At 40.8% G+C, this 13999-nt stretch carries 9 protein-coding genes and 2 rRNA genes (1 of these 11 cut by a window edge); 7 read left to right on the top strand and 4 right to left on the bottom strand.

The window, feature by feature from the left end:
• Nucleotides 1-19: 19 nt before the first annotated feature.
• Both QE422_RS04145 and QE422_RS04140 read right to left on the bottom strand, forming a co-directional pair.
• Nucleotides 20-1528, bottom strand: a complete 1509-nt coding sequence (locus QE422_RS04145; RefSeq protein ID WP_307455273.1) for a RagB/SusD family nutrient uptake outer membrane protein — start codon at nt 1526-1528, stop codon at nt 20-22.
• A 26-nt stretch (nt 1529-1554) separates the two neighbouring features.
• On the bottom strand, nt 1555-4443 hold the full coding sequence (locus QE422_RS04140) for a SusC/RagA family TonB-linked outer membrane protein (protein ID WP_307455271.1): 2889 nt from the start codon (nt 4441-4443) through the stop codon (nt 1555-1557).
• 418 nt (nt 4444-4861) lie between these two features.
• Between QE422_RS04140 and QE422_RS04135 the strand changes: the two genes are divergently transcribed.
• The 7 genes from QE422_RS04135 to QE422_RS04105 all read left to right on the top strand — a co-directional run bounded on the left by QE422_RS04135 (nt 4862) and on the right by QE422_RS04105 (nt 12984).
• Nucleotides 4862-5656 (top strand): SDR family oxidoreductase, encoded by a 795-nt coding sequence (locus QE422_RS04135; RefSeq protein WP_307455269.1) that lies wholly within the window; start codon nt 4862-4864, stop codon nt 5654-5656.
• A 108-nt stretch (nt 5657-5764) separates the two neighbouring features.
• Nucleotides 5765-7369 (top strand): hypothetical protein, encoded by a 1605-nt coding sequence (locus tag QE422_RS04130; protein ID WP_307455267.1) that lies wholly within the window; start codon nt 5765-5767, stop codon nt 7367-7369.
• A 359-nt stretch (nt 7370-7728) separates the two neighbouring features.
• Nucleotides 7729-8307 (top strand): hypothetical protein, encoded by a 579-nt coding sequence (locus QE422_RS04125; protein ID WP_307455265.1) that lies wholly within the window; start codon nt 7729-7731, stop codon nt 8305-8307.
• Between the two features lie 96 nt (nt 8308-8403).
• A complete protein-coding gene (locus QE422_RS04120; RefSeq protein WP_307455263.1) occupies nt 8404-9204 on the top strand; it encodes a WxL protein host-binding domain-containing protein in 801 nt (266 codons plus the stop codon).
• Nucleotides 9197-11926 carry a hypothetical protein gene (locus tag QE422_RS04115; protein WP_307455261.1) on the top strand — a complete coding sequence of 910 codons (2730 nt, stop codon included), beginning with the start codon at nt 9197-9199 and terminating at the stop codon, nt 11924-11926. The genes QE422_RS04120 and QE422_RS04115 overlap by 8 nt, the downstream gene beginning before the upstream one ends.
• 7 nt (nt 11927-11933) lie before the next feature.
• A complete protein-coding gene (locus tag QE422_RS04110) occupies nt 11934-12461 on the top strand; it encodes a hypothetical protein (RefSeq protein ID WP_307455259.1) in 528 nt (175 codons plus the stop codon).
• Nucleotides 12462-12468: 7 nt separating this feature from the next.
• A complete protein-coding gene (locus tag QE422_RS04105; RefSeq protein WP_307455257.1) occupies nt 12469-12984 on the top strand; it encodes a hypothetical protein in 516 nt (171 codons plus the stop codon).
• Between the two features lie 457 nt (nt 12985-13441).
• Here QE422_RS04105 and rrf read toward each other — a convergent pair.
• Together rrf and QE422_RS04095 are read right to left on the bottom strand one after the other, a co-directional pair.
• Nucleotides 13442-13550, bottom strand: a 5S ribosomal RNA gene (rrf, locus tag QE422_RS04100).
• A 151-nt stretch (nt 13551-13701) separates the two neighbouring features.
• Nucleotides 13702-13999 (bottom strand): 23S ribosomal RNA (locus QE422_RS04095) (it continues 2462 nt past the right edge of the window).

The raw sequence follows: 13999 nt of genomic DNA, 5'->3' as shown, positions 1-13999 counted from the left end.
TTATATTTTAAATTAAATTTTACCAGCCTTCGTTTTGCTTGATTACCCCTTTGCTGTTAACAATTTCTACCTGCGGAACTGCCCAGACGTTGTGTACCGAAGGATTAAAATTTCTGGCTGCCCAAACGGTCTGCCCGTTGATGCCATGCAGCGGTTTTGCGTAACTGGCCTGCGCATCGCCCCAACGCACAAGATCCCGGTGGCGGTCTGCCCATTCGCCGGCAAGCTCGCAACGTCTTTCATGCTTCAGGTCTGCCAGGGTACATCCTATTTTAGGAGATAATCCTGCACGAACTCTGATCCTGTTGATTTCCTGGTCGGCATTCTGCCCCATCATTAGCAAAGCTTCCGCCCTGATCAGAATAACCTCGGCATAACGCATGATCGGAACGGCAAGATCGGTACACGGATAATCTCCGTTAGCACTTACGTGGCCACTGTTCAGCGCGTATTTAAAGGCATCCATGTATTTGTTGAACTGATATCCGGTAAGCGAATTGGTAGAAGCATAGGTTCTTTCCGTACCGTTGAAAGTGAATTTATCTCCCAGCTTCAGAATCGTAGCGCTTCTTCTTAAATCTCCCGTTTCATATTCATCATACAATTCTTTGGTAGGCTGAAAATATCCCCAGCCATTATACTGTCCCCAACCTTTGTTTTCCAGCATAACTCCCGGAAGAATGCTTCCTACGGAATTGAACTTGGGTGTACTTGGTACCGACCAGATATATTCTGAGCTGTAATTATTTTCTGCTTTGAAAACATCCGCATAATTGAACAGAAGGTTCCTGTTCCCTTTAGTCATCACTTCATTCGCCCAGAACGCTGCATTCTGCCAGTCTTTCATAAACAGGTACACTTTTGCCAACAAAGCCCAGGCAGCTGCTTTATGCGGTCTACCGTAATCTTTTGCCGGAAGCTGTTCCTGATATGGAAGTAGATCAGCAGCTTTTTTCAGGTCCTGAACAATGTAATTGTAATTTTCCATTACGTTAGCTGCTCTCGGAACAGGATTAGGATCCGGATCTTTGGTACGGTCTACAATAGGAACTCCGGCTTTTTCATTTCCATAGTTATAAGCAAGTTCGAAATACATTCTGCTGCTCATAAACAGGGCTTCCCCAAGATATTTGTTTTTCACCGCCGTTGAAGTCTGAATATTGTCGATATTCCGGATGACCCGGTTAGCGACTCCGATCACAGTGTATCTTTTATTCCATTGGGTTTCCAAGTCTCCGGCGGCAATATAGTTGCTGCTGAAATTTTTGGCATTATCAGGTTCACTTTTAGATCTTCCCGTTACCATATCATCACTGGCGTTGATGAACCAGAAAAGGCCTCTTCCGTAAAATTCACTGTCAGCAAGCGGCCTGTACATCGCATTCGCTCCTGTGATGAGGTCGTTTTCCGTTTTCCAGAAACTCGCTTCGGTAGGAGTTCCTTCCGGCTGAACGTCCAGCTCTCCCGTACATGATAAAAGCATGGCAGCGATTCCGGATATTAAAAATATTTTATTGAAAATTTTCATTTTTCTCTTCTTTTAATGGTTAAAAATTATAGTCCGACTTCCACCCCGAAAATAAATGAACGTGCCTGAGGATACCTTCCCGTATCTACTCCGTAAGAGTTCATTCCCACTTCAGGATCAAAGCCTGTATATTTTGTGATAGTGAACAGATTATTCGTGGTCACATAGATCCTCAGCTTATTAATGTCCAGCCTTTTATAAAGGTCTTTCGGGAACGAGTATCCGACCGTAAAGTTTTTCAGTCTCAGATAAGATCCGTCTTCCACATAAAAGTCCGATACCTTGGAATAGTTTCCGCTTGGATCGCCCTGTACCAGCCTTGGAATATCGGTATCCGTATTTTGTGGGGTCCAAGCATTCAGGATATCGCGGTCCATGTTGTAGTTCTGTCCCGTTCCTCCCGGATTCAGTGAAACAAACTTAAATCCGTTGAATATTTTGTTTCCGTAAACACCCTGGAAGAATACATTCAGATCAAAGTTTTTCCACGCCATGTTGTAGGAAAGTCCATAGGAAAATTTAGGATATGGGCTTCCGAGGTTTACAAAATCATTGTTGTTCAGAGTTCCGGTATTGCCGTCTTTTTTCAGGAATTTAATGTCTCCCGGCTTGGCATTGGGCTGGATGAGGTTTCCGTTGGCATCTTTATAATTATTGATCTCATCCTGCGTCTGGAAAATCCCTCCTGTCCGGTATCCGTAAAATGAATACAACGGATCTCCTACTTTTACCCTTGTTGGCTTTAACACCCCTCGTACACCATTATCATTGATAAAGATTTCATCCACCCCGGCCAACTGCTTCACCGTGTTTCTTAGTTGACTGAATACCGCACCTATTGAGTAGGTAAAATCTCCTTGGGTTTTGCTGTTGTAATTGATTCCCACTTCATAACCTTTGTCCTCAAATAATCCCGCATTTACATACTGATTGGAATATGTGGAAGTACTTGGAAGACTTACATTAAAGATCTGATCCCTGGAATTTTTAATAAAATAGTCAAACTGAACAGAAAGACTGTTGTGCAGGAATGAAGCATCTACTCCCAAATCCGTCTGCTCAGATTTCCCCCATTTCAGATCCGGATTCGGACGGGTGGTGGCGTAGTAGGCAATATTTTGAGAGGGATCCTGCCCGAAGACCACATTATTGTATCGGGTCATCAGCGGATTTACTGCCTGGGATGAAATGCCTCCCAAATTCCCAAGAATACCGTAACTTCCCCTGAACTTTAGATTGGAAAGCCAGTCGATGCCCTGCATGAAGTTTTCTTTAGTTACCACCCAGGCCCCGGACAACGCATAATAATTAGCAAAACGGTTCTGCTGTGCTACGAGGGAAGAGCCGTCGCGCCTTCCCAACACGCTCACAATATATTTGCCGGCATAATCATAATTTATCCTTGCCAGATAAGATACCAACGATTGCCTGTATCGGTAACTGGAAATATCTTTATTGGTATCTGCTGCATTCTGAAGATACTGAAAGGTTTCCGATTCACTTCTGAAATCATAGGCTTTTGCCATAAAACCCTCATCGATTGTTTTCTGGAAAGTAAATCCGGTAAGGAAATCGAAGTTATGCTTACCCGGAGCAAATTTGTAGGTAAGAAGCTGCTCCGCGAGAGCGGTGGAAGAATTGTTGGACTGGTATTCCAGATTATTGGTATCGAATATTTTACCCACTTCCAACACCCTTGCCGTAAAATTCTTGACATTCCCTATTCTAAAAGTCTGAGAGAAATTGGAACGGAATTTCAGGTCTTTTGCCAGCATGATCTCTGCGTACGGGGTGATCAGGATTTCATGAGTCGGATTTTTTATATTAATTCGCTGGAGATAAGCCACCGGATTGATAACGTCTCCGTAACCTCCGGCCACATTAACCGGCAGTCCCGAATAAGCTCCCGACGGGGTATATACGGAAACATTGGGTGGATAATACATGGCAGCGACCAAAGCACCGGTATACGCACTTCTGGTATCCGCCGAATTTCCATCGGAATAATTATAATACATGTTTTCACCGATGGTCAGCCAATCTTTCACTTTGTGTTCGGAATTGACTCTGAAATTGTATCTTTTGGCCTGTGTATTCAATAAAATCCCTTCTAGATTTCTGTGATTCATGCCAACGAAATACCTCGATTTTTCATTTCCGCCGCTTACGTTCACGTTATATTCCTGGATAGCACCCGTACGGAAAATCTCTTTCATCCAGTTTGTTCTCGTCACTCTTCCATCCGGATAGAGATTGGGGTTGAAAGCCATCGGTAAACTGTTCAGTTTTCCTGCATTTTCATAAGCTTTATACATCACATCCTGAAATTCGGCTGCATTTAAAGCTTCTCTTATTTTCCAAGCCTGATTCAATCCGTATTTTACATCAAAATCTACCGTCAGGCTTCCTTTCTTCCCTTTTTTCGTGGTAATTAAGATAACCCCTCCCGATGATCGTGCCCCATAAATGGCTGCAGAAGCATCTTTAAGAACGGAAATGTCCTGAATATCATTGGGATTAATAGAAGGCGTTCCGTTAAAAACGACTCCGTCCACGACATACAGCGGCGTTTCTCCGTTTATCCCTCCTAAACCGCGGATGTTCACTCTGGGAGTACCGTTAGGATCCCCGCCTTCATTTACTACGGTAACACCGGCAGCTTTTCCTTGGAGCACTTCTCCTACTCCGGATAACGATCTGGAAGTTAATTTGTCTAATGAAGCTTCTGTAACGGCTCCGGATACCTTGCTTTTTTTCTGTGTTCCGTATCCCACGACCACAACTTCCTCCAGACTTCTTTCTTTTAAGCTGTCTTTTTTCTGAGCCAGAAATAGCGGTGAAGCGGTTATTGCACCAATAAGTAATACCCTTCCTGTAAAATAATTTACCGAGATGGGGATTTTAAATACATTCATAAAATCCTTGATTTAAGCTGATGCAAAATTAGAACAGCGCTACCGCAGAAATCATTAAGGTTACATTGCGCTTTTATTAAAAAATTTTATCCCGGTGAATCAATGCTGAGCTACCACAAAAATTAAAACATTATGCATCAGCAACATAGACAATCAAGATAATTATTTCTTTTATAAACCATTCCGGATTAAGATTAAATTTATTTTAAGGTTATTATCCGACCGATAATCTAGACTAAAATATTTCTGGAAACGTCCTTAAGGATCTTTATTTCAGGATTAATAAATGAAGGAGTTCCGTTTTCTTTTTTTACATTTGCTGAAGCTGTATTCTATATAGAAAACCAGCGAAAAATAATAATTTTAAAACCGGGAAAAAATTCGTTTCCTCCCTATTTATATCAATATTTAATTACGAATGTCAAAAACAATAATCATCACAGGAACTTCATCGGGAATCGGCTTTGTTTTAGCGGAATATTTCGGAAAAAAAGGCCATCGGGTTTACGGCCTGAGCAGAAAGTCTACCGAAAGCCCGTATTTCAAATCGATTCCGACGGATGTTACGGATAACCAGGCGGTACAGCAGGCAATTGCCGAGGTGCTGAAAACAGAGACCCGGATTGATGTCCTGATCAATAATGCAGGAATGGGAATGGTGGGTTCCGTGGAAGATTCTTCGAAAGAAGATATTCTGAAATTATTTAACCTGAACCTGGTAGGTGCCGTGCAGATGATGAGTGCCGTGATGCCTAAGATGCGCGAAAATAAATTCGGGCAGATTATCAATGTGTCCAGTATCGGAAGTGAAATGGGACTGCCGTTCCGCGGGTTTTACTCCGCTTCGAAATCGGCTTTGGATAAAGTGACGGAAGCCATGCGATACGAGGTTTATCCATGGAATATTGAAGTGTGCTCCTTACATTTGGGCGACATAAAAACGAATATTGCTGAAAACCGTGTAAGAACAAAAGTTTCGGAACCGTATAAAAATGTTTTTGATAAAGTGTATGCCCTGATGAATTCCCATGTCGGCGATGGTACGGAACCGCTGGAAGTCGCAGAATATGTAGACGGACTTTTAGCTAAAAAGAAATGGAAGGCGCATTACTATTTCGGTAAGTTCGGGCAGAAAATCGGAGTTCCTCTGAAATGGATCCTGCCACAGGGAACTTATGAGAATTTAATGAAGAAATATAATAAACTGGCGTAAATTCAGTTATTTAAACAAAAATAACATTCCTATTATTTTAGGCCACTAGATTCTCGGCGAGTTAACTTAATTTCTCAAAAATAACCAAATGGTTTAATAATTTAAAGCTTGAAACTGTTTCTGAAAATATTTTTTGTACTGTTTTGCGTTTTCGTCCAGGCGCAGAAGAAATCTTATTTCCTGATCGATTCGGAAACGAAAGTGAGGAAAAAAGTAAAAGATTCTGTTTCAGCCGTGAAATTTTTAGATTCTCTGGCGCAAACCAATTACTTTTTCACCCAACTGAAAGAAGTAAGAAAAAAGAGCGACAGTACGGAAATTGTTTACGATAAGGGAAAAAATTTCAATCAGACATACGTTAGCCTCTCAGATTCTATTGCTCGACGGACGAATATTCAAAAAGAGTTCTTTACGAAAAATCTGGATTCTACGAAAAAGAGGATTAATAAAACCTATATTGATGACGGATTTGCGTTCAGCAGGATCAAATCCAAATACAAAGGCCAGAAAAACGGGTATCCTGTTGTAGAGCTGGATATTAATAAAAACAACAAAAGAACCATTGACGGTTTTGTGGTGAAAGGCTACACCAGCGTTCCCAAAAGATTCATTAAAAATCTGGAAAAGGAATTCAAGGGAAAGACCTATGACGACAAAAACCTGATTGCCATTAATAAAAGTTTTCAGAGCCATCAGTTTGTAACCTTGGAACGGCCGCCGCAAACCTTGTTTACCAAAGATTCGACGAGCATTTATCTTTTCATGGAAAAGAAAAAGACAAACAGTTTCGACGGGGTGATCGGTTTCGGGAATGACAAGACCGATAAATTCACGTTGAACGGTACTTTGAATGTAAATTTCAGGAATATTTTCAACGGTTTTGAAACCGTAAATTTATATTGGCAGCGGAATCCGGATAAAGGACAGACGTTCGATCTGCAGACGGATATTCCTTACCTTTTCAAATCCAATGTCGGATTGAATATGAAAGTAAATATTTTCCGGCAGGATTCCACTTTTGCGAATGTGAAGGCACTTCCCGCATTTTATTACCACATCAATTCCCGGAACAAAATCGGTCTGAGAGGAACTTTTGAAAGCTCCAGCATTATCGATACCCTCTATGTTCAGGGGAAAGATTATAACAAAAAGGGAATCGGGATCTGGTTCGAAATGGTAGAACCTACGGATATCGACCTTTTCCTTTACAAAACGAAAATCAACGGCGGGTATGATTACCTGACGACGACTTATACTAAAGATAACATTACCGCACCGCAAAACCAGTTTTACTTTTTCGGAGAGCATAATTACCACATCAACGGCAACCACTTCCTGAACATCAAAGCGGAAGGCGCCATGATGGACTCGAAGATTGATTTTTCGGCGAATGAACTGTACCGCTTCGGAGGCTGGAATTCCATGCGGGGGTTCAACGAAAACTCCCTGGCGGCCGACTTTTATTATTACGGAGGACTGGAGTATCGATACCTGATCGGGAGCCAGGCATTCTTTGATGTCTTCGGGCAGTATGGGCAGCTTAACAATAAATCGCTCAACGTCAGGCCCAAGCTTTATAGTGTAGGTCTCGGCTTTAATTTCTTCATTCCGATCGGTCTGATGAGCTTCCAGCTTTCGAACGGTAACGAGTTTGGAAATCCTTTTAAGTTCAATGATATAAAAATCCATTGGGGAATCCTGAGCAGGTTTTAAATATTACTCTTTAAAATTATTTTTAGAAATAATTTATCCCAAATTTCCCATTCATTTTACGTTGCCTATCAGAAAATCATCAACGGGTTAAGGTTCATAAAACAATGGGACATTGCTATTCTCTTTCCCTGCTTTCAGCGAAATATATTTACGTTTCACCTTTAGGTCAATAAAAAATTTTGCAAACTTGACTTCAGTCATAAAATTATAAAACCATTTTTGACTAATATTCCTGAAAATTTCGTTACGAATTATTTTACTAATAAATTGATATCGAAATCATAAGGATGAATTTTATTGTTAAAAAACTTTTATATAATGCTGAATTTTATTAATTTCATTTCACAAAATATATCACCATGGAAAGATTTAAACTTACCCTTGCTTTGTCTTTCGCTGCATTGGCCGCAACTACAGGCCTCAGTGCACAAGACACCAACACCGACAATCACACGATAACGATCTCTGTTCCTGAAGTCGCGCTGGTAGACATCGAACCGGCCGCTACCAAGAATATTACCTTAGGATTCACAGCCCCTACCGAAGCCGGTAATCCCGTTGTCGCCAATGCTGCCAACAATACCTTGTGGCTCAACTATTCTTCCATTAAATCGGTTGCCGATCCTACACGCAACGTTTCCGTAAAATTAAATGCCATCATTCCCGGTATCGATATCCGGGTAACTGCAGCTGCAGCTACCGGTGCGGGAGGAGGTACCCTGGGAACTCCGGCCGCCCAACTTACGCTAAGTGCCGCAGACCAGACCATTATTTCAGGCATCGGAAGCGCTTACACGGGAAATGGTGCAAATAACGGTCATAATCTTACGTATTCCCTGGCTCCGGGAAGCGGTCCCGGCGGTGTTGCCGTATACGCAGACCTGCAGGCAACCGCCACTACAGTAGCTACTGTTACCTATACTATTTCAGACAACTAACATTCACTGTTCTTCAGATTGGACTAAGAAAGAAACACGGTAAAGTTTCTTTCAGGATTTTTATTGCCAACAATTACAATTAAACTTTACATGATTATGATAAAGCGTATATCGCTATTGCTGATCTTTTTCTTTCAGTTCTGTTTTTTACAAGCGGGCATTGTGGTTCTTAACGGATTATCCCACTTGCACAAAGTAGAAAAAGGAAAAGTCTACCGGGGAAAAATTGCTATTGAAAATAATGGTAAACAACCTCAGAATATAAAACTTTTTCTTCAGGATTTCAGCTATGAATCGGATGGTACGATCCAGTACTTGAAGCCGGGAAGCAATAGCAGAACCAATACTGGGTGGATCCGTATGAATACCAATCTGGTCAGTCTTAAGCCAAAGGAAAAAACAGAGATTCTTTATGAGATTACTATTCCAGATGAGGTTATTGCTTCCGGAAGTTATTGGAGTGTTGTTATTGTAGAGCCTGTAGAAGATATACGACCTGATGAGAAGACACAGGGAGTAAGCATTTCTTCGGTGATACGGTATGCTGTACAGGTAATTACCGATCTGGATTCCGAAAAAGCAAAACCGGAACTGAAATTTGAAGGGGTAAAAATAGAAAAGGAAGGCGGAAGCAGGTTTCTGAATGTGGCTATCTCCAATAAGGGGAATCTATACTGCAAACCGACGGTAGCTGTTGAACTTTATCATAACACCAGCGGACAGAAAATCGGGACTTTTTCAAGCCAGGCGATGGGATTGTTGCCACAGACCTCAAAATCATTTCCAATTCCTCTTGAAAAAATCCCTCCTGCCCGATATAACGCCGTACTCATTGCTACCGATGATGATGAGAATGTTTTCGCCCTTACTGTGGAATTAGAAGTAAAGGATGATTAAAAAATTTAAATTATATATATTCTCACTCTTTCCGGTACTCACCTTTTCCCAACAAAAAGATTTTGTAGACAAAAAAGATAGTTTACCGCCGGGAACAATTACCTCTGTTTCCTTTATTCTCGAAAATCCTACTAATGAAACCCAACGATATGATCTGCAGATAGAAACTTCAGACTCCTTTATTATTCCTGTCGTTCAACAGGGGGAAGCAGAAATTCCAGGCAACGGAAAAAGTGTGTATATCGTCCCTCTGAAAATTGCAGTGGAAACTCCGCAAGGTAAATATTTCGTCAGATTAAAAGGTATAGGAAAAAACAGCAGTGAAAAATTTAATAAGCAAATTGGATTTATGGTTGCCGGTAAAAGACAAATCTCCTTAACTGCTCTAAGTTCTCCTGAATTTGTAAAAGCCGGGGAAATCATTACATCCACTTTCCATTTAAAAAACAATGGAAATGTTTTGGAAAACCTGGTATTGGAAAGCAAAAATGCAGTTATTGACCATCAGGCAGCTATTACACTATCAGCAGGGGAAGAAAGAATAATTACAGTAACGAAAAATACCGATCCGGCCTTGGGAAAAAATGAATATCAGAATGTAAATCTCTCAGTATATTCTGCAGACTATCCCAAGGAAAATCAAAGTGCGTACAGCAGTATTAAAGTGATTTCCACGAATCCTGGTGAAGAGGATATTTTTCACCGGTTGCCGGTGGCTGCATCGGTTTCTTTTATCGGAATGCAGAACCGTGGCGAATATCATGACGGATTTCAGGGCGAACTGTACGGAAAAGGAAGTCTGGATAAAGATCATAAAAATCTCATCGAATTTCATGCTGTCACTAGAAATCCCATCGAATTCAATTCTTTTACGCCCTACGAAGAATATTTTGTAAATTTTAAAAGAGATCATGTATTTGTTCATGCGGGAGATAAAAATTATTCTTCTTCTTTCTTAACGGAATATGCAAGATACGGCCGGGGAATGGAAGTCCGGTTGAATACGAAAAAATTCGGTTTTGGAGGATTTTATAACCACCCGAGATTCTTCAGGGATATCAAAGATGAATTCAATGTTTATACAAAGTATAAAATCACCGGAGAATCCGAAATTACTGCCGGTTATTTATACAAAATCCCAAGAACAGAAAATACAGGATTTGGGTTTTCAACCTTCCGGTTAGATTCAAATGCCCATCTTCCTTATGTGACAGGTAAATTTAAAATTAATAAAAATATCGAAGTTTCGGGAGAGGTATCTTTCAGCAAAACCGATAAAACAAGTGGAAATGCATCGATGCTTCAAACCGTTGTAAGTCTCGATAAAATCAGCGGCAACATGATGTATATGCGGACCAGCCCGGAATATGCAGGATATTTCAACAATACCAGTACCTTCAACGGCAATTTTCAATACCAAATTTTCAGAAAAATTAATATTATGGCTAATTATGTACAGGATGCCAAGAATTTTCAGCGGGATACTTTATTTCTGGCAGCGCCTTATAGGAAATATCTTCAGTATGGAATCCAATATAAATATAATAAAAACGGATCATTAATGCTCTACAGCGGATTTCAGCGTTATGAAGACCGGCTGATGCCCAAAGAATTCGATTATAAAGAAAGGTTTTTCCGGCTCAGCCTTGATCAGCAGCTGGGGATCTTTCAGATAAACTTGCAGGGTCAGTTCGGCAAAACAGATAATTATCTTTTAGGGTTTTCAGGAAACTCGAGTTTCTACACGGCGAATATCAGTTTCGAAAAATTCAGGACTTCATTTAATCTATACGGAAGCTACGCTATTACTTCACGGTATCAGATGCCCAACCAGAAACAGGTATATTACGGAGCCAGGATATTAAACCGTTTTTCAGACAAAAGCAGTTTCAGCGTGTTTTATCAGAACAATTATATGCCTGAGGAATACTTTGCAGACCGGAACCTATTTGAACTATTATATCATCAGCAGATTTCTCCGGGACATGAAGTTGATCTTTCGGGCAGATACACTTTACAGCGCGGAGAACTGGGAAACAAAGATTTTATTTTTTCTCTCCGTTACACATTACGCTTGCATCTTCCTACGCAAAAAAAAGCAGACTATACCACTCTTTACGGAAATATCAGTAATCTCGGGGTTAAAAAGGTGGAAGGCATTCGGCTGATGCTTGGAAATCATTTATCGATAACAGATCAAAACGGAAATTTTACATTTAAAAATATAGTTCCCGGAGATTATGTACTGGAGATTGACCGCTCGACCATAAACATCAATGATATTCCAAATGTGAATATTCCCGCTTCTCTGCATTTAACAGGTAAAGAAAACACTTTCAATTTCGGTCTTACTGAAGCGGCAATCATTCAGGGAACCATAGACTATTCTGAAACCGGACAGCCCAGTTTTGCCCAGCTACCGTCAATAAAAGATAAAAAGAAAAAAGATTATATTATTGTAGAAACTTCGAATGGCGACCAAACGTACCGGAAAATGGCAGCCTTGGGAGAACCTTTTGATTTTACCTATCTCCGCCCCGGCGAATGGAAGGTGAAAATTTACAGAAACGGCCTCGACAAAAAATATAAAATTCCAATAGAGCAGTGTGAGCTTCATTTAAAACCTTCGGAAACAAAGATGGTTACATTCCATGTTATCAAACAGCAGACGGAGGTCAAATTTCAACAGGAATCAATCAGGGTAAGTTATAGCAAAAAATAAATTGAATATGGTAAAACTCACCTTTGTTCTCAGCCTATTGCTTTCCTGTTCTCTATTTTCACAGACCACAGGCAACAGAACAGTTACCTTAACATTGCCTGTTGTAACATTAATGGATGTGGAACCTGCAGGAACCATCAGCCTGAACTATACAGCGCCTACCGAAGCCGGAAACCCGATAATTGTTCCTGCAGCTAATACAACAAAATGGATCAATTATACTTCTGCCATTGCGACCTCAGGTGTTACAAGAAGAATTACCGCTGCCGTTAACCAGGTAATTCCGGGAACTGATATCAGAATTCAGGCAGCCGCAGCTTCCGGATCGGGAGGTGGTACTTTGGGAACACCTTCCGCGCAAACAACCCTGACAACTGCAGCGCAAACCATCATCAGTGGAATTGGCGGAGCTTTTACCGGGAACGGAACCAACAATGGGCATCAGTTAACGATAACATTAACTACAAATTCTTATGCTAATGTAACCGCCAGATCCAATACTCCTATAGTTATTACCTATACCATCACCGAATAAGAAACAAATGAAATTACTGCCGAACAATCATATAAAAAAAATCATCTTACCTGTCCTTTTTCTGTTATTCTCACAAATAAAATCCCAGAGGACATTAACCGTCGGTGGAACAAACTGGGTGGTAAATATTCCGGCCATCACAGAAGCCGGAAATAACTATTCCGGAACTTATGAAAGTGCGTCCAACGAAATTCTCCTGAACGCTTCCGTCCCATTAGTTTTGGGAAATGGAAAGGTAACCATGCATTATGAAGCTAATCCTACTTGGAATTCAAACCTTCTTTTACGTGCACGGCGTACCGGCAACGGAACAACATCATGCACAACATGTACGATTACCGGCGGAACGACCTATACCAATATCCCTTTGACCACTGATGTTGAATTATTCAGAATAACAGCGGTTCTGGCTTTGGCTTCCTATACCAATATTCCGGTTCAGCTGGAATTAGCCGGCGTATCTGTCACCATTCCCACAGGTACTTACAGCAGCCGTATTGTTTTTACGATTGGTGCATTATAAAGGTGATTTTAGATTATGTGTAAAATATTAAAAGCTGTTGTTGGAGCATCACTATTCTTTTCAGGAGCAATTTCCCGCTATTTGCTTCTACTCCTCACGCCTTGGCTTTTCCTTGGCTGGTGCCTCGCTTTCCACCACTTGCTGCGGGGTATATGCTACTATCGGGGCTAGGGAGATGCCGATATTTAAATGTAAGTCTGTTAGAAGGAAAATTAGGGCAATAAACGATAAGTAATGAGCAATGAGTGATAATTGATAATTGATAAATGATGAATGATAAGATTTTGTAATGGTTGTTGTGCTATGATTGCTGCTGTATCTTTCCTGTCTTGTGAGTATCCACTTTAAACCTTGAACTTTGAATATTGAACCTTGAATTTTGAATGTTGAATGTTGAATGTTGAATCTTGAGCAAAAAAAAGTCTCATGCAAATGAATGCATGAGACTTTTAATAAAAACTGGCGGCGACCTACTCTCCCGCTATTCGCAGTACCATCGGCGCTGGTGGGCTTAACTTCTGTGTTCGGAATGGGAACAGGTGAGCCCCACCGCTAAAACCACCCTAAAGGTTGTATATAGGTTTAAGGTTTTTAGTTGTATGTTCAAAGTTTATCATTTTGAATTTTAAACATTGAACCTTAAATCAATTTATCGGTAAATTTCATCACAAAGGCAAAACCTTGGTTGCACTTATAAGGCTTTATTGAGAACCAATAGGCAATAAATCTACGGGTAATTAGTACTACTCGGCTATGCTGTTACCAACTTTACACCTGTAGCCTATCAACGTGGTCATCTCCCACGACCCTTAAAAGATGTCTCATCTTGAGGCGAGTTTCACACTTATATGCTTTCAGTGTTTATCTCTTCCAAACATAGCTACTCAGCGGTGCACCTGGCGGTACAACTGATACACCAGAGGTTTGTTCAATTCGGTCCTCTCGTACTAGAATCAAGCCCTCTCAAACATCTAACGCCCGCAATAGATAGAGACCGAACTGTCTCACGACGTTC

This window comes from Chryseobacterium sp. SORGH_AS_0447 (genome assembly GCF_030818695.1).
GTDB lineage: Bacteria > Bacteroidota > Bacteroidia > Flavobacteriales > Weeksellaceae > Chryseobacterium.
Note: the sequence above shows the minus strand (reverse complement) of the source record. Positions and strands in the feature narration are given on the sequence as shown.

Coding starts and splice junctions, on each gene's coding strand:
- QE422_RS04110 (WP_307455259.1), top strand. CDS start 11,934: ATGGTAAAACTCACCTTTGTTCTCAGCCTATTGCTTTCCTGTTCTCTA.
- QE422_RS04125 (WP_307455265.1), top strand. CDS start 7,729: ATGGAAAGATTTAAACTTACCCTTGCTTTGTCTTTCGCTGCATTGGCC.
- QE422_RS04140 (WP_307455271.1), bottom strand. CDS start 4,443: ATGAATGTATTTAAAATCCCCATCTCGGTAAATTATTTTACAGGAAGG.
- QE422_RS04145 (WP_307455273.1), bottom strand. CDS start 1,528: ATGAAAATTTTCAATAAAATATTTTTAATATCCGGAATCGCTGCCATG.
- QE422_RS04105 (WP_307455257.1), top strand. CDS start 12,469: ATGAAATTACTGCCGAACAATCATATAAAAAAAATCATCTTACCTGTC.
- QE422_RS04115 (WP_307455261.1), top strand. CDS start 9,197: ATGATTAAAAAATTTAAATTATATATATTCTCACTCTTTCCGGTACTC.
- QE422_RS04120 (WP_307455263.1), top strand. CDS start 8,404: ATGATAAAGCGTATATCGCTATTGCTGATCTTTTTCTTTCAGTTCTGT.
- QE422_RS04135 (WP_307455269.1), top strand. CDS start 4,862: ATGTCAAAAACAATAATCATCACAGGAACTTCATCGGGAATCGGCTTT.